22 protein-coding genes, 1 pseudogene and 1 CRISPR repeat array (1 of these 24 running past the window's edge) are annotated in these 18751 nt (G+C 30.6%); all 23 genes and pseudogenes read left to right on the top strand.

Annotation, left to right across the window (positions count from 1 at the left end):
- Positions 1 to 453 (top strand): hypothetical protein (locus tag RRB46_RS04290; RefSeq protein WP_311537638.1); only part of this gene is annotated, 453 nt, incomplete at its 5' end.
- A gap of 183 nt (positions 454 to 636) precedes the next feature.
- Positions 637 to 1551, top strand: coding sequence for a carotenoid biosynthesis protein (locus RRB46_RS04285; protein WP_311537637.1), 915 nt, complete (start codon positions 637 to 639; stop codon positions 1549 to 1551).
- Positions 1552 to 1576: 25 nt separating this feature from the next.
- Positions 1577 to 1828: a hypothetical protein gene (locus RRB46_RS04280; RefSeq protein ID WP_311537636.1), complete on the top strand. Its 252-nt coding sequence runs from the start codon at positions 1577 to 1579 to the stop codon at positions 1826 to 1828.
- Between the two features lie 469 nt (positions 1829 to 2297).
- Entirely contained in the window at positions 2298 to 2708 is a 411-nt protein-coding gene (locus RRB46_RS04275; protein WP_311537635.1) for a hypothetical protein, read from the top strand.
- Between the two features lie 150 nt (positions 2709 to 2858).
- Positions 2859 to 3797 carry an alpha/beta hydrolase gene (locus RRB46_RS04270; protein ID WP_311537634.1) on the top strand — a complete coding sequence of 313 codons (939 nt, stop codon included), beginning with the start codon at positions 2859 to 2861 and terminating at the stop codon, positions 3795 to 3797.
- Positions 3798 to 3846: 49 nt separating this feature from the next.
- Complete coding sequence (locus RRB46_RS04265; protein ID WP_311537633.1) at positions 3847 to 4326, top strand: ABC transporter permease; 480 nt, start codon at positions 3847 to 3849, stop codon at positions 4324 to 4326.
- A gap of 12 nt (positions 4327 to 4338) precedes the next feature.
- Positions 4339 to 5082, top strand: coding sequence for an alpha/beta hydrolase (locus RRB46_RS04260; protein ID WP_311537632.1), 744 nt, complete (start codon positions 4339 to 4341; stop codon positions 5080 to 5082).
- A 112-nt stretch (positions 5083 to 5194) separates the two neighbouring features.
- Entirely contained in the window at positions 5195 to 5563 is a 369-nt protein-coding gene (locus RRB46_RS04255) for a hypothetical protein (protein WP_296128969.1), read from the top strand.
- Entirely contained in the window at positions 5560 to 6228 is a 669-nt protein-coding gene (locus tag RRB46_RS04250; protein ID WP_296128972.1) for a hypothetical protein, read from the top strand. Before RRB46_RS04255 ends, RRB46_RS04250 begins: the two co-directional genes overlap by 4 nt.
- Positions 6173 to 6670 (top strand): hypothetical protein, encoded by a 498-nt coding sequence (locus RRB46_RS04245; RefSeq protein ID WP_311537631.1) that lies wholly within the window; start codon positions 6173 to 6175, stop codon positions 6668 to 6670. The genes RRB46_RS04250 and RRB46_RS04245 overlap by 56 nt, the downstream gene beginning before the upstream one ends.
- A 9-nt stretch (positions 6671 to 6679) precedes the next feature.
- Positions 6680 to 7468, top strand: coding sequence for an EFR1 family ferrodoxin (locus tag RRB46_RS04240; RefSeq protein ID WP_311537630.1), 789 nt, complete (start codon positions 6680 to 6682; stop codon positions 7466 to 7468).
- 221 nt (positions 7469 to 7689) lie between these two features.
- Positions 7690 to 8001: a hypothetical protein gene (locus RRB46_RS04235; protein ID WP_311537629.1), complete on the top strand. Its 312-nt coding sequence runs from the start codon at positions 7690 to 7692 to the stop codon at positions 7999 to 8001.
- Between the two features lie 291 nt (positions 8002 to 8292).
- Positions 8293 to 8547, top strand: a pseudogene (locus tag RRB46_RS10620) (transposase); the annotation flags it as partial.
- Positions 8548 to 8609: 62 nt separating this feature from the next.
- Entirely contained in the window at positions 8610 to 8900 is a 291-nt protein-coding gene (locus RRB46_RS10615; protein ID WP_399529907.1) for a transposase, read from the top strand.
- A 53-nt stretch (positions 8901 to 8953) separates the two neighbouring features.
- Positions 8954 to 9100 carry a hypothetical protein gene (locus tag RRB46_RS04225; RefSeq protein WP_311537628.1) on the top strand — a complete coding sequence of 49 codons (147 nt, stop codon included), beginning with the start codon at positions 8954 to 8956 and terminating at the stop codon, positions 9098 to 9100.
- 323 nt (positions 9101 to 9423) lie between these two features.
- A complete protein-coding gene (gene cas3 / locus RRB46_RS04220) occupies positions 9424 to 12162 on the top strand; it encodes a CRISPR-associated helicase Cas3' (RefSeq protein ID WP_311537627.1) in 2739 nt (912 codons plus the stop codon).
- Positions 12163 to 12164: 2 nt separating this feature from the next.
- A complete protein-coding gene (locus tag RRB46_RS04215) occupies positions 12165 to 13919 on the top strand; it encodes a type I-E CRISPR-associated protein Cse1/CasA (RefSeq protein ID WP_311537626.1) in 1755 nt (584 codons plus the stop codon).
- Positions 13906 to 14508 carry a type I-E CRISPR-associated protein Cse2/CasB gene (gene casB / locus RRB46_RS04210; RefSeq protein WP_311537625.1) on the top strand — a complete coding sequence of 201 codons (603 nt, stop codon included), beginning with the start codon at positions 13906 to 13908 and terminating at the stop codon, positions 14506 to 14508. Before RRB46_RS04215 ends, casB begins: the two co-directional genes overlap by 14 nt.
- On the top strand, positions 14498 to 15562 hold the full coding sequence (gene cas7e / locus RRB46_RS04205; protein WP_311537624.1) for a type I-E CRISPR-associated protein Cas7/Cse4/CasC: 1065 nt from the start codon (positions 14498 to 14500) through the stop codon (positions 15560 to 15562). Before casB ends, cas7e begins: the two co-directional genes overlap by 11 nt.
- A 9-nt stretch (positions 15563 to 15571) precedes the next feature.
- Positions 15572 to 16261, top strand: a complete 690-nt coding sequence (cas5e, locus tag RRB46_RS04200; protein ID WP_311537623.1) for a type I-E CRISPR-associated protein Cas5/CasD — start codon at positions 15572 to 15574, stop codon at positions 16259 to 16261.
- A gap of 9 nt (positions 16262 to 16270) precedes the next feature.
- Positions 16271 to 16909 (top strand): type I-E CRISPR-associated protein Cas6/Cse3/CasE, encoded by a 639-nt coding sequence (gene cas6e / locus RRB46_RS04195; protein ID WP_311537622.1) that lies wholly within the window; start codon positions 16271 to 16273, stop codon positions 16907 to 16909.
- Positions 16899 to 17840 carry a type I-E CRISPR-associated endonuclease Cas1e gene (gene cas1e / locus RRB46_RS04190; protein WP_311537621.1) on the top strand — a complete coding sequence of 314 codons (942 nt, stop codon included), beginning with the start codon at positions 16899 to 16901 and terminating at the stop codon, positions 17838 to 17840. Before cas6e ends, cas1e begins: the two co-directional genes overlap by 11 nt.
- A complete protein-coding gene (gene cas2e / locus RRB46_RS04185) occupies positions 17840 to 18721 on the top strand; it encodes a type I-E CRISPR-associated endoribonuclease Cas2e (protein WP_311537620.1) in 882 nt (293 codons plus the stop codon). The genes cas1e and cas2e overlap by 1 nt, the downstream gene beginning before the upstream one ends.
- 28 nt (positions 18722 to 18749) lie before the next feature.
- A CRISPR array of direct repeats spans positions 18750 to 18751; the repeat unit is 29 nt; it runs 210 nt beyond the window's last position.

Raw genomic sequence — 18751 nt, 5'->3', positions numbered from 1 at the left:
ACACAAACACCAGGCACAGATCAAGCAGATGCCAGTACACAAACACCAGGCACAGATCAAGCAGATGATAGTACACAAACACCAGGAATAAATCAACCAGGCTTAGGTGGTAGTAAATTAGAATATCCAGCACCAAAGGCACCAGAGCATAAGAATCAAGAAGAAAAGGTAAATGATAATTACCAATATTATCTATCCGAATATGGCACAACAAATATCAAAGCCCATGATAGGATTAGAAAAGATTATAGTGATATTTATAGAAGGCTAAGGGAAGCTTATGAAAGAATTAGCAATACAGAAAGAGCAGCAAGATTTTTACTTAAAAACTTCCCAGAAACAGTAAAACCAGTAAAAACAGAATTAGAAGCCTTAGTCGAAAAATCTTATAATCTAAGACTACAAGCTAAAGAAAAACTAGACAAGTTCGAAGCTAGCATGGCAAATAGATAAAATTTATATATATATAGGCCATATAAAAAATAAAATGTATCAACCTAAATCCTGATTTAAGGATAAGGGTTGATACATTTTTTATTTCTACTAAAGTTAAATATTTAAGGTAAGATAAATTCAAGACCTTAGTTTATCTCTATAGCACACAGTTAAGATTAATAAAAAATTTGGGAGGAAGGTATGAATTGGACAAATTCTTTTGAACTTATTTGTTATTTTATAGTTTCAATCCTTTTAGTGGATATAATTAAAAATAAATCTTATAGGGAACTTGGACTCTTGATATCCGGAGCCCTTGCTGGATTTGCTTTAGAGCTTTTAGCAGTGAGGCTTACAGATATTTACCACTATAGCAATGATTTTTATATAAGTATTGGCTACACTCCCTACCAATTCCCATTTTTTGGAGGGCTCATGTGGGGTGGGATAAGTGTCGTTGCCCTAAGGATAGCCAAGAAGTTTTCTCTTAGTAACATTATGACAGCCTTATTAAGTGGATGGCTGATTGTGAGTATGGATTTACTTTTAGATGTAGTGGCTATTAGGCTAGATGGTGGATTTTGGGTATGGGATGGTCGTTCTATAAATCTAGATATCAACCACCATATGTTTATGTCTGTAATTTGGGTAAATTTTTTGGGTTATATGTTCGAAGTGCCTTCGATTATATTTATGACCTTAAAAAGTTGGGAAAAAGATGGAGATCAGGAGAAGGTAAGGTTTTTAAGGTCAATTCTTATTGGACTAGGAGGAGTGGCTTTTGTAGGTGTTTGTAGCTATATTTCATTACTTTTAAATAAAATCACTGACGAATGGTTCGCTTATTTATCTTTTTTAACTATATGGATATTTGTTTTAATGAAATTATTAGCTTATCTAATAGATAAAAGAAAAAATATAATTATAAGTCATAAAAAAGACTGGACTGTAATCATATTTTGGTTTTGTATCTACATCTATTGTATTGGCGGATTATTTAAACTTGGAATAATAAAGGACCTTCCTATTTATGGATTATTTGCCTTACTTTTATTTATTTTGACAATGGTTTTAGCAATCGTAGAAATAAAAGATAAGCCCAAAGCTATAAAATAATTTTGATTTTAAGATGGGGGATTATATGGGAGAAATTATAGAGTTTCCAGCCTATAAAGAAGCAAAGGAAAAATTAATAGAACTTAAAAAAACTTTAGCAGAATTGGTTTTTGAGAAAGACAATTTAAAATTTGTTATTTGTGAAAATATCAAAACTCAATATATGCTTAATTTTGGAAGTCTTGAATACAATTTTTATAAGGCTTACTGCAAATATCTCCGCCTAAGGAGAAAGAAAGAGATGATTCATGCAAATATGTATCATGGATATTCATAATTTTGACTTTGAATTAATTAAAGGATATCACTGCTTTATAATAGGCCATCGTATAAAAGATAAGAAATTATTGGAAAGTTAATAAATAAAAATTTAAGCACAAATATAGATACTTTAATGTATTTTGAGAGAAAGCAAATCTTTGGAGAAGACTAATCTCTAAAAAGTCAAAAGGCGAAATAGAAATAGAGTCAAGCAAAATAGATAGGCTTAAGATTGTATATGACCTTGCAATGATATCAAGTCTAAAAGCAAAGTCAATAAACTATCTGATATCAGATGATGAATATTTTACTGAATATTAAGTAGAAGATTTAGATAATATTTTTTCAGGCAAAAGTCTATTTGCTCCTTCTGATTGGAAAAAAATTAGAGATGGATAAATGATTTACTTAAATTGCTAAAATGATTTTTGCAAATAAAATAATAAAGAAACTCATAATTTAAAAATTTAAAATAGGGAGAGATGATGGTTAAGGTTAGGAAAAGAAATTTATTATTGATAGCTGGCTTTGTTTGGTTTATGGCTGGTTTTAATGTTGCGAGACTTGGGATTTTAGTTTATGGGTCTATCGATCATGTTTGGTATTTATATTGCCTAAGTCTTCTTGTTTTTATGGTTTTTGGTAGAATGTTTTTAAAGATGACTAAAAATCACACAAAAAGAATTATGGCTTATGATACTTATGTGCCTTTTTGGAAGTTTTTTGATAAGAAATCTTATTTGATTATGGCTTTTATGATGAGCTTTGGGATTGGCCTTAGAGCATCGGGCCTAGCCCCGGATTTTTTTATAGGATTTTTCTATACTGGCTTGGGCTTTGCACTAGCTTTAGCTGGTATTGTTTTTGTTAAAAATTATTTTGTATCTGGTAAATAAAATTAGAAATGGCTCTTAGGATGAGAAATCTTAAGAGTCATTTTTAGTTAGAATTTAATAAAAACCAATTTACCTTACTAAAATCACGGTATAATGATGGTGATAATAAGTATCAATTTATAAGATTTTATAATGTGACGAGGGTGTGATATGAGTTTAACTTATAAATTAGCAGCATGTCTTGTAAGAATGCTTGGTGTCAAAAAAATGTTTTTAAAGAACAAAGAAGAAATGCTTGAGTATGCAAGGGGAGAAAATGCAAAAGAAGTATTTGATTTAGCTAAGGCTATAAAGAGAGCTAAGAGAAGAAATTATTATCTTATTGATAAAGATGTGATGGGCTATAGGCTAATATCATATCAAAAAAATGAAAATCCTACTGCTGATGCTGTATTTTATTTATTCGGTGGTGGAATGATTACCCAGCCTAATAAATTAGATTTTTCTTTGGCAGAAAGAATCATGGAGAAAACTAATAAGGATGTGTGGTTTTTATTTTATCCTCTTTGTTCAGAAGATGTAAAAGTAGATAAGACTTATGAGGTATCTTTAAGAGCTTATGGTGTAATGACAAAAACTTATAAGGCAGAAAATATAAGTGTCCTAGGATTTTCATCAGGGGCTGATCTTGCCATTGGGATTTTTTTACACAATAATGCTTTGGGTAGGTCTTACCCTATGCCAGGGAAAATAATATCTGTATCTCCAGGAGGGATTCCTGACCTAAACTTACCCGAAAATAAGGAAATATGGGAAAAAGTAAATGCGATTAAATCTAAAGACGTAATGATAGAGCCTACATATCTAATAACTGCAAGGGAAATCTTAAAGGGAGATAAAGATTTGCCTGAGTATATGCTTGATGGGACTAAGGGAGATTTTTCCGACTTCCCAAAGACGTATTTTTATTATGGGTCAGATGAATGTCTTTATGCCTATGCAGATGAGTTTAAAAAAGCTATGGAAAATTATAAAGCGCCATATGAAATTGTTGTTGGCAAGGGAATGTGCCACTGTTATCCTTTGGTGAGATTTTTTAAAGAGGGTAGAGATGCCCAGGATGAAATAATAGAATTACTGAAGTATTGAATTTATATTAGTTTAAAGTCGATTACGGAAGTCTTTAAGGAGGGTCTTAATGCTTGTAATTGAATTAATTATCCTATGCCTAATATTTTTTGGCCTATGTTATTTAGGCACGGGAACAGATGATAAAAATTTAAAAAACTATATGTCTTATCCAGATGAGGTCCAATCAAAAATTAAAGACATAGTAGATTATCAAGGAAGTTTTAAAGAGAAAAGTAAGATTTCAACATTTGTAGGGAATTTTATAATTTTTTCACTTGTGTTTTTCTTCTTAGGCTTAAAAATACGACAAGAAGGCTTTATGCAAAATTTCATATCCTTATTAATTTTAGGCCAAGGTCTGAATCTTTTTGATCTAATCATAATTGATCTCTTGTGGTGGAGAAATACAAAGAGAATTAGATTTACAAAAATCCCAGAAAAAAATCTTTATCAAAATCCAAAAAAACATATAGAAACCTTTTTAAGGGCCATGCTTATGTATTTTCTTATAGCCTTGGTAGATGGCTATATTTTGACTTTATTTTAAAAAGGTGGAAGTATGAAATTTATCACTTACGGAAATAAAGATAATAAGTCACTCCTATTTATCCATGGTCTAGCATCAAGTGCTAACTTGTGTTTTGGAGGACTTTTGCCTTATTTAAAAGATTATTATGTGATTTTAGTAGAGCTTGATGGGCATTGTCCAAGTGATGAAAATGACCTAAATAGTATGGGAGAAGAGATATCTAAGATAGAAAATTACATACTAAAAAACCTAAAGGGAAATTTATATGGCCTTTGTGGCTTTTCTATGGGAGGAACCCTTGCAGTAGATTTAATTAGTAGGGGAAATATTTGTGTTGAAAAAGTCTTACTAGATGCTCCTATAACCGCGGAATTGGGATGGAAGGCTTATCCCTATACCCAGGCTTTTATCATTGGCACAACCATGATCAAAAAATCAATCTCTATTCCTAAATTTATGATTGATTGGCTTATGGGAAAAGATAATGATAGTGTAATTGAAATGACTTATAAAAAGATAAGTAAAAAATCAATTAAAAATGTGTGTAAGTATATTTTCCATTATCAAATAAATGAGAATTTAAGAAATTTTCATAAACCTGTCCTATTTTGGCGAGGAAGGCAAGAGCAAGTCCCAGAAATTAGCCAGGACAATTTAATGAAATATTTACCACAAATGAAGGTGGAAATATTTGAAGGAATGGGACATGGACAATATTTACACGAGCATCCAGCAGCCTATGCTGAAAAATTAAAAGTATTTTTTAATGACTAAGGAGATTTATGAAATATTTTACAAAAGAATATAACAAGTATCTAACAATAAGAGTAAGTGAATCAGGACTTGTATTGTACGATGAAGAAAAAAGGGCTTTGGGTTTAGAAAAATGAATGTAGAAAAAACTAGACAATTTTATAAAGATTATGATGACCTATGTGATTGTGCCTATTGCAAAAATTATATAAAAGAAATTAAGAAGGCTTATCCAGACTTGGATGCTTACTTAGATAAGTTTGGAATTGATATAGAAAAGCCCTGGGAAATTCTGCCAGGAGAGGTCTCTGATGAAATGATTGAATATCTAGGAGCCCAGTATATTCTTATTGGAAATAAAAATTATTTTAAAAAGGTAAAGTTAGGAGATATAGCAATAGACCTTGCAAAATCTTTCCCAGATCCTGGTTTAGATTGCGACCATTATGTGATAGAAGTAAGACCAATAAAATTACAATGGACAGTAGAAGGAGAAATATGAAAAAAATTTATAAAGAATTTTCAGAAATAAATGGCCAATACATTGAAGAAATACCGGGTCAAGCACGTTTTGGATATGGCTTATCCGATATGGATGACTTTTTTGAGATAGAAGATATCATCAAATATGATGGATTCTATAAGGGATCTCTAATAAGATTTTATGATTACCAAACAGGGAAAGTTTACCTGCCTTTTGACTTAAAAGAAAACATAGCCTACGGGAGGCCAATTTATATAGGAGATATTTTTTACATCTTGCAAGTAGACTTTAATGAAGGTTTTGCAAATATATATAAGTATTATCCAGGGGAAAGCTTGGAAAAAATTTTTGATTACAAAATCAAAGACCTATCAACCTACAATCTTTCTCTTATTGGTTTAGACCTCCATCTAATAAGCCAAGATTCTAACAAGTTTGAAATTTATTATCCTTATAGGAAGACTGTTAAACTTGCCGAAAACGAGTCAGTTCTTTTGATAGATGATGGTAAGGTTTATATTAATGCTTGGATTGAAGAAGGCTGGGATGAGGAAAATGATATAGCAAGTGAAGATTATTCCTATTATGATAAGCTAATCATAAAAGACTTGGAGTCAAATATTATCGATGAAAGGGTTGGAAATCTCCATCAAAGTCAAGATGGGACTTGGTGGGTATCTTAGAAAAATGGCAAATCTGGATATATTCTTAACCGATTATGAAATATATAAGGCAAATCCAAAATGGTGGCTAGAAATTTTCGATATTTTCTTAAAGTCAGGATTAAGATTCAAAGCAAGTTTTGAACGAAATCGAACTTATATTTTGGATATCCACTCTAATTATGATAATGACCTTAAAATTACTATAGAAAAAAATATAATTTATCTTGAAGGAATATTTAATAGAAAAATGATAAATTATTTTAAGGCAACCTACAAAGTCGTAAACGGCGTTGGAATAGATTATTATAGTCCATTTTTAACTCTTGAAATTGGAAAAAATTATTGTAGTGCCCATTACGGGAACGAGCTTTATCTGACAGACCTAAGCATGGATGAGTTTGACAAGGTCATGAAAATAATAAATCCTTTAAGGGAATATTTTAAAATTGATATTATTTAAGGAGGGGAAATGATTTTATATTTTTCTGCTACAGGAAATAGTGAATATTTGGCGAAATCACTTGGTGACGAGCTCGGGGATGAAGTTGTGGACTTATTTTCTTATATAAAAGAGGGCAAACTTGGTGTTTTTGAATCTGACAGTCCCTTTATTCTTATTACTCCAACTTATTCTTGGAGGATTCCTTTATTTTTATCTGAATATCTTTTAACTTGTGATTTTAAGGGAAGTAAGGATTTTTATGTGGTTATGGATTATGGGGATTCTTGCGGAAATGCCTATAATTACATAAAAGAAGATTTACATATGTTAGGCCTTAATTTCAAGGGGCTTTATGGGATAAAAATGCCTGAAAATTATATCATGCTTTTTGATCTTAATAGCCCGGAAACAAATAAGAAAATAATCGCAAATGCTAAAAATGATATAGAAAAAATTGCAAGATACATAAAAAATAAGGAAGAGTTTCCAAAAAGTAAAGTTGGATTAGTCGGTAAATTTCAATCTGCGATTATTAATCCTATTTTTTTCAAGTTTATTGTTAAGGATAAGAAATTTTATGCGACTGACGAGTGCATATCTTGCGGGCTTTGTTCTAAGGCCTGTGTTTTAAATAATATAAGCTATAAGGATGGCAGACCGGTTTGGAATGGTAGATGCACTCATTGCTCTGCTTGTATTTCAAAATGCCCTAAGGCTGCTATTGAATATGGCAAGAAAACTAATGGGAAGAAGAGGTATTTATTAAGTAAATTACTAGATAGTAAGAATCAAAATAACGATATAAAATGTAAATAGTTATAAGTTTATTTTTAACTTTATATAAAATAATGTTAAAATATGGTTAGAGCTTGGTAGATAGAATTTTTTAGAAGGTTGTTTGTCAAAAAAATGCCAAATTTTATCAAATCATGATTAATTTATCTGGTGTAGGGTATATATAAAATAGCTAGCTTATAACAAATTATGTCTTATGATAGACTTAGATAATAAATTTTAATCTAATCCAAGGGGGATTTATGAAACTATTTGATTTTACAGATAAAGAACAAGATGAAATAAAAAAAGGACTTGAGACAGCAGAAATAAGTGATGAAGAAGCAGGTCAAAAAATATTGGATTTAGTTCCAGAGGAGTGGATCAAGAAAATTCCATTTTTTATTAGAAACCATTCTACAAGTAAGACTATAGAAAGGATCGCAAATGAGTTCCCTGACCTATATGAAGTTGCTAAAAGGCCTGGTGACCTTCCAGAAAAGGAGAGGGAAGAACTAAGGAAGATTATTACAGATATATTTAAGGAAAAGATGGAAAAACATAATATTAAATAGATTTGATTTTTAAATTTATAAGATAATAGTCGAATATTAAGCCAATAATTATGGCATAAAAATAGCATCTAGGTTTACTGGATGCTTTTTAACTAACTAATTTTACTCTTCTACAACCGTTAGCACAAGGAGCCTAGAATTTTCCATTTAGTAGGTGCAGGTTATAAGGCTGATAAGCCTTAGACTGTAGACAAAGTAGATGAAAAACACAACTTCATCTACTTTTTCTATGCGATAAATCCTTAAATCAAGCCATCTATAGGTATAAATATACGAAAGATGGAGGAAGTTATGATCTATGAAAACGAAAAGAATAATACTGAGCAAGTTCAAATGGTATCAGTAGAACAACTAGTCCCAAAAGACCACATATTAAGGAAAATAGATAAATACATAGACTTTAACTTCATATACGACCTAGTAGAAGATAAATACTCACAAACAACAGGTAGACCAAGTATCGACCCAGTAGTCTTAATAAAACTTGTAATCCTACAATACTTCTTCAACATAAACAGTATGAGACAAACAATAAGAGAAAAGGAAGAATTGATAAAGAATCATTCTATCCAAAACAATACAAATATGATGAAACAAACGACTGCTAAATATGCCCGGAAAACAAAATCCTTCTCCACTCAACAACAAACAGAGAAGGCTATAGAGTATATCAGAGCAAGAAGAGCCTATGTGAAAACTGTCCAAGTCTAAGAAGAGGTACAAGAAGTAAAAGCAATGTAAAAGTAATAACCAAACATATCTGTCAAGAATACATAGACAACTGTGAATGGTACAGATTAACCAAAGCTGGAAAATCTGAATACAAGCAAAGAAAAGAAACAATAAAAGACAATTTTGAAGTGCAAAAGAATACCGTAGCTTCAGATATACTAACATGATAGGAAAAGCTAAAATGAGTATGAAAGCGGCACTAACTTTTGCGTGATTAAATATGAAAAAACTAGAAAAATTACTAGATAGATTAGATGAAAATATAGGTAAATTCACTCCATTATTTGAAAAAATAATATATTTTAGGATAAATATAGAAAAAAGCGTCGACTGGCCAGGTGTATTAGTGGGTTTGTCAACTCTCTGAGATAACACATAAGTTATCTTTTATAAATTATATCACAAAAAAATAAAAGAGAAGATGTAAAAGGAAAATTCAATAATACATGACATTTAAATCTTTTTCATATATTTTATCAAATGTATTGACATTGTTTGTAAACCGAAATATTATATAAAATATAAAACATTGGTGTTTTATATTTTACTCGATCATCGAGGGTGATCCTGTTTTATATTTTATAATCAGGGATTTCTCGCAAACGCGAGGGTATTTTTAAAACCTCTTTCAATAAGCGGATAAACAGGATCTCGCCTCTAGGCTATTAGAATTATTTGTAGGTAAAAATTATGGATTATAAGAAATTATGGGCTAAGAAAAAACGCATTGACGATCAATTTTATTGGTTGCCACTTTATATTCATCTTAAAGAAACTGGATTAATTGCAGGAGCTTTGTGGGACCATTGGCTAAGTGCTGGTGTTAAGGATATGATATCAAAAATTCTTACAGATAATTATGGGGTAGATGACGGTTATGGAAAGAAATTAGCCATATTTTTAGGAGCAACACACGATTTAGGCAAAATTTCTGCAAGTTTCGCATTTAAGAAAACCTTTCCAAGAGATAATTCTTTAGATGAATTTATATATGATTTGTTAAGCAAGGGCGGATTTTATTATGATGGCAGAGATTATGGTAATCTCAGGCATAATTACTTGAGTGAATATATTTTATATAAGTTTGGTGCTAATTCTACTGTTGCTTGCCTTGCTGGAGCTCATCATGGTAGACCAATGTCTGAAAAGACAAAAAATCTTGGAACTAAGTATATTGAAGAAATCTACCAGACTAACGACCCTAATAGTAAAACTTATGAGGAACGGGAAAATATACATAGGTATTTTTTTGAGACAGCACTTAAAGATAGCGAAATAAATGATGTAAAAAATTTGCTTATTTTACCTCAAAATGTCCAGGTAATTTTTTCAGGTCTTTTGATTTTTGCTGATTGGTTGACGAGTAATGAAACCTATTTTCCCCTCATAAAGGTAGATGAACAGGCTTGTGTTGATGATAGGATTGAATTAGGATTGCGTAAATGGTTAGACGAAAAAAATCCTACTTGGAAGCCTTACGAGATTTATCATCCTGAAACTTTTAAAAAAAGATTTGAAAATAAACCAAGATATGATCAAAACCTAGTTGGAGAGATAGTCTCTGATATTTCAGACCCAGGCATAATAATTTATGAGGCAATGACAGGTTCTGGAAAAACTGAAGCAGCTCTTATGATGGCTGAAATATTGGCGAACAAGGCGAAAAGGAGTGGCATATATTTTGCACTTCCAAGTCAAGCTACATCTAATGCTATATTTTCGAGGATGAAAAAATGGTTGAATAATTTATCTAAACTTGATAAGACAAAGAAAGCTATAAGGTTAATACATGGCAAGGCCTACCTTAATAGTGAGTATGAGTCGCTTAAGGAGTCGGAAAATATCTTTGATGGTGAAGGAGGAGTAGGAGTTAATAGCTATTTTGCTGGAAGAAAATTATCCATACTTGATGATTTTACTATAGGAACTATTGACCAATTACTTCTTTTATCTCTAAAACAAAAACACCTCATGTTAAAGCACTTAGGCCTAGCAAATAAGGTTGTTATTATTGATGAAGTGCACTCCTATGATGCCTACATGAGTGTCTACCTAGAAGAAGCAATAAAATGGCTTAGTTCCTATAAGGTTCCAATCATAATCTTATCTGCAACCCTCCCGATATCTAAACGAAATAGTTTGATAAAAGCCTATGTCCAAGGTCAAGGCAAAGTACATGATTTTATATACCCTAAAGATTTTGAAGAAAATTATTCATATCCTCTTTTAACATATTCTGATGGGAAAAATATTAAGCAATTTACTGATTTTGAGAAAAATAAAGATAAAACTATTGAATTAATTAAATTTAATAAGAATGAATCTGATTTAATTATTGAAAAAATAAAAGGAATATCAGAGGATGGTGGGATATTTGGAATTATAGTGAATACAGTTAGGAAAAGCCAAGAACTTGCTAAAAAATGTATTGATCTTTTTGGAGATGAGAATGTAGAGCTTCTTCACTCAGCTTTCATTGCTGAAGATAGGTATGAAAAAGAAAACAGGCTAATGAAAATTGTTGGAAAAAGTGCAAATAGGCCTAAGTTTAAAATTCTCATAGGGACTCAGGTTATGGAACAGTCGCTGGATATTGATTTTGATGTATTATTTACAGAACTCGCTCCTATAGATTTGTTAATACAAAGAATAGGCAGACTTCATAGACATGAGGAAAATGATAGACACAGACCCGGTAATTTTAAAAATCCAAAATGCTATGTCTTATCTTGTTCTTCATACGAATTTGATAAGGGTTCTACTTATGTTTATAGTCCCTATATATTAATGAGAACTGAATATTATTTACCAAGTGACCTTAAATTGCCTAAAGATTTACCTAAGTTAATTAGTCAAGTCTATGGTGATGAAGATTTAATGCTTGAACAAAATGACATGATCAATTATATGACTTATAAAAAAGATTATGAATATAAATTGAAAAATAAAAAAGATAAGGCCAGAGTTTATAGGATTTCAGATCCAAAGCATACTATAAAAGAAAGAAATAATATAAAAGAATGGATTGTAAATCCTAAAGCAGATGCAGAAATCTCTGATCTTAAAGCGTCAGCTCAAGTTCGTGACAGTGCTGATAGTATAGAATTAATATGCTTAAAGAAAATTGGAGATGGCTATGGACTAATTGATAGTGATAAAAAAATAGAAAACATTGATGAAGCTCTTGCCAGGAAAATTGCTAATCAAACCATAAGACTTCCACTTGCGGTAGCAAATACTAAGTCTATAGATAAAATAATTAGAAATTTAGAGATGACTTATATAAAAAAGTTAAAGGAATGGGATAACCATAAGTGGCTTAAAAATAATTTGGCAATAATCTTTGATGAAAATCTAAAATATGAAATGGAAGATTATATTTTAATTTATGATAAAAAATTAGGATTAATTTATGAAAGAAAGGAGTAAATATGGGAAGGTTTAATCTAATTGATGATCCTTGGATAGAGGTTTTATTAGATAAGAAGGGATCTAGAAAGTTAGTAAGTCTTAGACAAATATTTGAGAATTCTGCAGATTATATTGATATTTGCGGAGATATGTATATTCAAGATTTTGCTGTAATGAGGCTGGTTTTAGCTATTATGCACACAGTATTTTCAAGATATGACGCAGATGGAAATCCTTATGATTATCTAAAAATAAATGATAAGATGCAGCAGCTAGAAAAAGTAGATGAAGATGATTATGAAATTTATAAGGATGATTTATTAGATACTTGGGAAAATATTTGGAAGATGGGTAAATTTCCTCAAATAATAATAGATTATCTGGAATGTTGGAAAGATAGTTTTTATCTTTATGATGATAAAAGACCCTTTTATCAAGTGACAGATGAATATATGAGTCTAGACAAAATAAAGGGTAAAACTATTGGACAGATATCAGGAAAAAATATTAATAGAACTATAACTGAGTCGGATAATAAAATTGCATTATTTGCGCCAAAGTCAGCAAATGAAAATAATAAAGAAATTTTGACAGATGATGAAATTGCTAGATGGCTAATAACTTTTCAGTCTTATACAGGTTTAGCTGATAAGACAGTTTATGGTAAAGAAAAATATAAGCGCCGCAATTCAAAAGGTTGGCTTTATGACTTAGGAGCAATATTTTTCAAGGGTTCAAATCTTTTTGAGACATTGATTTTAAATTTTGTGATATATAACAAGTCATCCGACGAATACACTTATAATATCCAAAAACCAGCTTGGGAATTGACCGATGATAAACTAATTAATTTTCACCTTGACTTTGAAAAAAATATTGATAATATAGCTGGTCTTTATACCGCTTACTCTAGAGCGCTTTTTATAGATCCTAATCATAAACAAGAAGAGCCTTTTTCTATGAAATTAATCAAACTTCCAGAAGTTAATCATGCCGATAATTTTCTAGAGCCAATGACATTATTTAAATATAACAATACTGGAGAAAATAAAGGACAATTCACTCCGAAAAAACATCCAGCAAATCAATCTATGTGGAGATACTTTGGACAAATTAAAATGTCATACGAAAATTACGAATCTGAAAATAAAGATGCAACATATAGAAAACCAGGAATTATTTATTGGTTTGATGAGATTTCTGATATAGTAGATTTGGAAAAAATATCTTTAGTAGCCTTAAGCCTAGAAGATGATGGCAATGCTACATCTTGGGTTCCAATAAATGAAATATATGACAGGATGAATATGAATATTGATGTATTTATAGATGACCTTGGAGAGGGATGGATATTTAGAATTAATAAAATGGTTGACTACACTAAAAAAATAGTAGGAGGCATATACGGAGGATTCCTTAAAGATATTGAGGCAATTAGAAATCTGAAAAAGAGCGATTTTGCAAAAAACAAGGTTGAGCAAATGTACGCTATAATAGATAAACCTTTTAGAGATATGATAGAAGCAATTAATAAAGAAGATTCAATGATAGATACCGAGGTGAAATGGAAGTGTGAATTGAATCATTTAATATATAGAGAAGCGAAAAAAATATTTGAAGAAGCTGGAGCAAGTGATTACACTATGAAACAAATAGTAAGCAAAGATAAGGATGGTAAAGAGAAGAAAGAGCCAGCAAATATAGCCACAGCCTTTAACAAGCTTTGTGCAATATTATATAAATATGGAAAGGAGGAAGACGATGGAAAGAAATAGTATATATAAAGTGAGCAAAAAGATAATAATATACTTAAACGAAACGAGGAAAAATCCATCAACTAAGGCAATTTTAGCAAATTTAAGGAATTCTTCTAATAGACCTATTGGAGAAAATATTGAATCGTTAGCTTTTATATTTTCGATGGTGCCAGAAGAAGAGCTTGGGATAAGTTATAAGCTAAATTCCTTTGAAGATACGCTATTGACGGTATTACAACTTTATGCTTTATATCAACAAGGAAAAGATGAACAGGTGATATTTAATGAAGAAGGTCAAAGTAAAAGTTTTGGAATTAGTCTTAAGTCTATAAAAACATCTGAAAAAGATGAAAGTAACTCCACAGATCTTAGGTTTAATGCTTTGATAAGTGCAAGTGATTTTAATGAGTTAAAACACCATTTAAGACAGCTAATAAAAATTTTGCGTTCAAAAACAGATGATAAAGTTGATTTTCCGACTCTCGCTAAGGATTTATACGAATATAAAAAATATAATAGCAAGGATTCCATTAGAATAAAATGGGCAAGAGATTATTATAGAAGTAGTAAAAATGAAAATAATAAAGGAGAAAATGATGAAAAATAGACTATTTTTAGATGTACATGTAATTCAAACACTACCACCAGCAAATATTAATAGGGATGATACAGGAAGTCCTAAAACAGCTCAATATGGCGGAGTAACAAGATCTAGAGTTAGCTCTCAATCTTGGAAAAAAGCTGTTAGAGCATATTTTAATGAACATGGAAATTTAGAAAATCAAGGAGTAAGAAGTAGAAATTTAGTTAAATTCATAGCTGACAAAATAATAGATTTAGACCCAAGTAAGAGTGAAGAAGATGCAATGAAATTAGCAGAAGATAGCTTGAATAAAGCTAAGATTTCAACAAAAGATGGTAAAGTAAAAGCTTTATTTTTCATCAGTGACAAGCAAGCAGAAAACTTTGCTAAAGCAAGTTTGGATGGTATCAAGGATAAAAAAATCTTACAAGAAATATTAAATGATAATCCATCAATAGACATCTGTTTATTTGGTAGGATGGTGGCAGATGACCCAACTTTAAATGAGGATGCATCATGTCAATTTGCTCACGCAATTTCAACTCACCCTATAGAAAGAGAATTTGATTTTTATACAGCAGTAGATGATCTAGCACCAGATGATAATTCAGGCGCAGGAATGTTAGGAACAATTGAATATAACTCATCAACAGTATATAGGTATGCTAATATAGGACTTCATGAATTTAGAAATCAATTAGGTGATGACGATGCCTTTGCTTATGCAGTTGGCTTGTTTATTGAAGGTTTCTTTAAGTCAATGCCAACAGGAAAGATCAATACTTTTGCAAACCAAACCTTGCCATCTGCTATAGTATTATCGCTTAGAACAGACAGACCTCTAAATTTGATAACAGCCTTTGAAAAACCTATAAGATCAAATGATGGTTATGTAGAAAAATCAATCATAAAGCTAAGCGATGAGTATGAGAAATATAACAAAATACTCGAAAAACCTATATATTCATCATATTTAATTATAGATGACGACGAATTTAGTAATTTTGGTAAAAAAGAAGAATCTCTAGAATCATTAATAGAAAATCTTAAAGTAAGTCTAATAGAATATCTTAAATAGGACTTAGAAATGAAAACTATATTATTAAAACTAGCTGGCCCTATGCAAGCATGGGGTACAAGCTCAAAGTTTGAGACAAGGTATACTGACTATTATCCTTCAAAGTCAGGAATTATTGGGCTTGTAGCTGCTAGTATGGGCCTAAAAAGAAATGATAAAAATATAGAGGAATTAAATAAGATAGACTTTGCAGTAAGGATTGACCAAGAAGGAAAAATTCTAAGAGATTATCATATAGCAGCAAAATATAAGAAGAATGGAAGTCTTGAAAGAAATTATGTGACTAATAGATATTACCTAGAGGATGCTGTCTTCGTAGTAGCTTTAGGTGGCGAAGATGAATTTATTGAAGAAATTTATAAAGCCCTTAAAAATCCTTATTACCAACTTTTTATGGGAAGAAGGTCTTGCCCAGTTCAAGCAGACTTTATATTAGGCTTATATGATGAAGATATAATGAATTTGATAAAAAAATATCCTTGGCAAGCAAGTAATAATTACAAGAAAGCAAATCCAATTTATAGGGCAAATATTTACTCGGATGCAGATTTAGTAGACGGAAAAGAAAACATAAGAAATGACAGGGTCATAACATTTTCACAAGAATCTAGAAAGTTTGGAATAAGGTATGAAACAAGAACGTATGTAGATATGTTTTTTGAAAATCAGACTGACCATGATATATTTGCAAAACTTTAAGGAGAAAATATGTATTTATCAAGAGTAGAATTAGATATATACAATAGGAAAAAAATAAGAGACTTAAGAGATTTAAATTCCTACCATGGTTTTGTAGAATCTTGTTTTCCTGAAGAAATAGATAAAGAAATTAGAACTAGAAAACTCTGGAGAATAGATAATATTTCTGGGAAAAAATACCTATTAATACTCAGCCAAACAAGGCCAAATCTTGAAAGATTAGAAAAATACGGAATAAAAGATTCTGGGGAAAGCAAGTTATATGATGCTTTTATAGGAAAACTTGAAAATGGAATGAAAGCTAGATTTAGAATCAAATTAAATACTGTATTTTCAAAGGCTAACGGTCAAAAAACAAGAAGAGGTAGGATACTACCTGTAAAAAATGAAAATCTTGGGAAATTTTTCTTAGAAAGAGCTGAGAAAAATGGTTTTATAGTAGAAGATAATGAGTTTTCGATTTCAGATATTGGGAGTCTAGATTTTAAAAGGGAAGACAATAAAGTTTATCAATTATCTTCTGCTACTTATGAGGGGGTTTTGACTATAAAAGACATTAATCAATTTAAAAAAGCATTAATAAATGGTATTGGAAGAAAAAAGGCTTATGGATTTGGCTTATTGACAGTGATTCCTTATGACAGATAAATATTTTAATTCGAAGATACAGATAAATGAACTACCCAGAATATCTGATAGGGTTAGCTTTATCTATATAGAAAGATCAAAAATAAATAGAATAGATAGTGCAATAACCTCTACTGATTCAAGAGGGATGGTAAAAATTCCAGCAGCAATGATAGGAGTACTTCTTTTAGGACCAGGAGTAGAAATAACTCATAGAGCGGTTGAATTATTAGGAGATACTGGAACATCTATAATTTGGGTAGGAGAAAATGGTGTAAGAAATTACTCAAATGGCAGACCATTAGCTAGTTCTACGAAATTTTTGGAAAAACAGGCGAAATTAGTATCTAATAGTAGAACTAGACTAAAAGTAGCCAGAAAAATGTATCAAATGAGATTTAAAGATGAAAATGTTGAAAATTTAACTATGCAACAATTACGTGGAAGAGAAGGCTCTAGAGTAAGAGGGGTATATAGAAAATATTCCAAAGAATATGAAATAAAATGGCAAGGAAGAAATTATAAAGTAGAAGACTTTAAGGATTCTGACTTAATAAATCAAGCACTATCTGCATGTAATGTATGTTTATACGGAATATGCCAAAGTGTAATACAAGCATTAGGGATGTCAAGTGGTCTTGGATTTGTTCATACCGGACACGACAAGTCTTTTGTTTATGATATAGCAGATCTTTATAAGGCTGAAATAACAATCCCACTAGCATTTAAAATTACGAGTGAATTTGAATCAAGTGAAGATATATCCCGTGAATGTAGACTAGCCATGAGAGATATTATTAGAGAAAAGAAATTAGTCAGCAAAATAAATAAAGACTTACAATATCTAATGGAAATAGATAAAGAAGAAGCATTCGAATTTGATAATATCTATTTGTGGGATGAAAAAGAAGGCCATGTAGCCTACGGAATAAGCTATGAGGAAAGAGACTAATGCCGCTAACTGTGATAACCTTATCAAAAGTGAAAAATTCTCTAAAGGGAGATTTAACAAAATGGATGCAAGAAATAGATACAGGTGTATATGTAGGAAACTTCAATAGCAAGGTTAGAGAAAATTTGTGGCAAAGGGTAATTGAAAATATTGATGATGGAACTGCAACCTTAACCTATGCATATCGAAATGAAATAGGATATGAATTTAAATGCATAAATACAAATAGGAATCCTGTTGATTTTGACGGTATACCTCTAGTATTAATTGAGAGTAAGAAAGACGATAGAGAAAAAATAAAATTTGGTTTCAGCAAACAAGCGAAAACTAGGAAGGCAAAAAAATATGCTAGTGGAAAGTCAACGAACATTTATGTAGTTGTAGATATAGAAACTAGCGGCCTAGATTACAAAACAGATAAAATTATAGAGATAGGTGCAGTAAAGACTAATTCAAAAGGAGAAATATTAGATGATTTCTCATATATTATAAAGCAAGATATAAAATTAAACAAAGAAATTGTTAATTTAACAGGAATAAATGAAGAAGATTTGGCTGATGGAAAGGATGAAAAAGAAGCTCTCGAGGAACTTATTAAATTCATAGATAATTATAAACTAATTGGATATAATTTTTCTTTTGATTTAAAATTTTTAAATAATAGCCTTAAGCAAAATGGAATACAAGAGATAAGAAATCAATTCTATGATCTAATGGACTATGTAAAGAAAGAAAATTTATTTATGAAAAATTACAAACTCCAGACCGCCTTAAATAAATACGGTATAGAGCATACGCAAAAGCACCGAGCCCTAGATGATGCAAGAATAACTGCAATGTTATCTAGCAAAGTGAATGAATTTTTGAAAAAAATAAATTAAAAGATTGAAAAATAGAGGAAAATTTAGTGT

This window comes from uncultured Anaerococcus sp. (genome assembly GCF_963512375.1).
In the GTDB taxonomy this organism is placed as follows: domain Bacteria; phylum Bacillota; class Clostridia; order Tissierellales; family Peptoniphilaceae; genus Anaerococcus.
The sequence above is the reverse complement of the archived record's forward strand: the minus strand, read 5'-3'. Positions and strand labels throughout refer to the sequence as shown.

What these genes read in the sequence shown, in the direction of transcription:
- RRB46_RS04250 (WP_296128972.1), top strand. Translation starts at nt 5,560, where the DNA reads ATGAAAAAAATTTATAAAGAATTTTCAGAAATAAATGGCCAATACATT.
- casB (WP_311537625.1), top strand. Translation starts at nt 13,906, where the DNA reads ATGGAAAGAAATAGTATATATAAAGTGAGCAAAAAGATAATAATATAC.
- RRB46_RS04240 (WP_311537630.1), top strand. Translation starts at nt 6,680, where the DNA reads ATGATTTTATATTTTTCTGCTACAGGAAATAGTGAATATTTGGCGAAA.
- RRB46_RS04235 (WP_311537629.1), top strand. Translation starts at nt 7,690, where the DNA reads ATGAAACTATTTGATTTTACAGATAAAGAACAAGATGAAATAAAAAAA.
- cas1e (WP_311537621.1), top strand. Translation starts at nt 16,899, where the DNA reads ATGACAGATAAATATTTTAATTCGAAGATACAGATAAATGAACTACCC.
- RRB46_RS04280 (WP_311537636.1), top strand. Translation starts at nt 1,577, where the DNA reads ATGGGAGAAATTATAGAGTTTCCAGCCTATAAAGAAGCAAAGGAAAAA.
- cas3 (WP_311537627.1), top strand. Translation starts at nt 9,424, where the DNA reads ATGGATTATAAGAAATTATGGGCTAAGAAAAAACGCATTGACGATCAA.
- cas5e (WP_311537623.1), top strand. Translation starts at nt 15,572, where the DNA reads ATGAAAACTATATTATTAAAACTAGCTGGCCCTATGCAAGCATGGGGT.
- RRB46_RS04255 (WP_296128969.1), top strand. Translation starts at nt 5,195, where the DNA reads ATGAATGTAGAAAAAACTAGACAATTTTATAAAGATTATGATGACCTA.
- RRB46_RS04260 (WP_311537632.1), top strand. Translation starts at nt 4,339, where the DNA reads ATGAAATTTATCACTTACGGAAATAAAGATAATAAGTCACTCCTATTT.
- RRB46_RS04225 (WP_311537628.1), top strand. Translation starts at nt 8,954, where the DNA reads ATGAAAAAACTAGAAAAATTACTAGATAGATTAGATGAAAATATAGGT.
- RRB46_RS04215 (WP_311537626.1), top strand. Translation starts at nt 12,165, where the DNA reads ATGGGAAGGTTTAATCTAATTGATGATCCTTGGATAGAGGTTTTATTA.
- RRB46_RS04275 (WP_311537635.1), top strand. Translation starts at nt 2,298, where the DNA reads ATGGTTAAGGTTAGGAAAAGAAATTTATTATTGATAGCTGGCTTTGTT.
- RRB46_RS04245 (WP_311537631.1), top strand. Translation starts at nt 6,173, where the DNA reads ATGAAAGGGTTGGAAATCTCCATCAAAGTCAAGATGGGACTTGGTGGG.
- cas7e (WP_311537624.1), top strand. Translation starts at nt 14,498, where the DNA reads ATGAAAAATAGACTATTTTTAGATGTACATGTAATTCAAACACTACCA.
- RRB46_RS04285 (WP_311537637.1), top strand. Translation starts at nt 637, where the DNA reads ATGAATTGGACAAATTCTTTTGAACTTATTTGTTATTTTATAGTTTCA.
- cas2e (WP_311537620.1), top strand. Translation starts at nt 17,840, where the DNA reads ATGCCGCTAACTGTGATAACCTTATCAAAAGTGAAAAATTCTCTAAAG.
- cas6e (WP_311537622.1), top strand. Translation starts at nt 16,271, where the DNA reads ATGTATTTATCAAGAGTAGAATTAGATATATACAATAGGAAAAAAATA.
- RRB46_RS04265 (WP_311537633.1), top strand. Translation starts at nt 3,847, where the DNA reads ATGCTTGTAATTGAATTAATTATCCTATGCCTAATATTTTTTGGCCTA.
- RRB46_RS04270 (WP_311537634.1), top strand. Translation starts at nt 2,859, where the DNA reads ATGAGTTTAACTTATAAATTAGCAGCATGTCTTGTAAGAATGCTTGGT.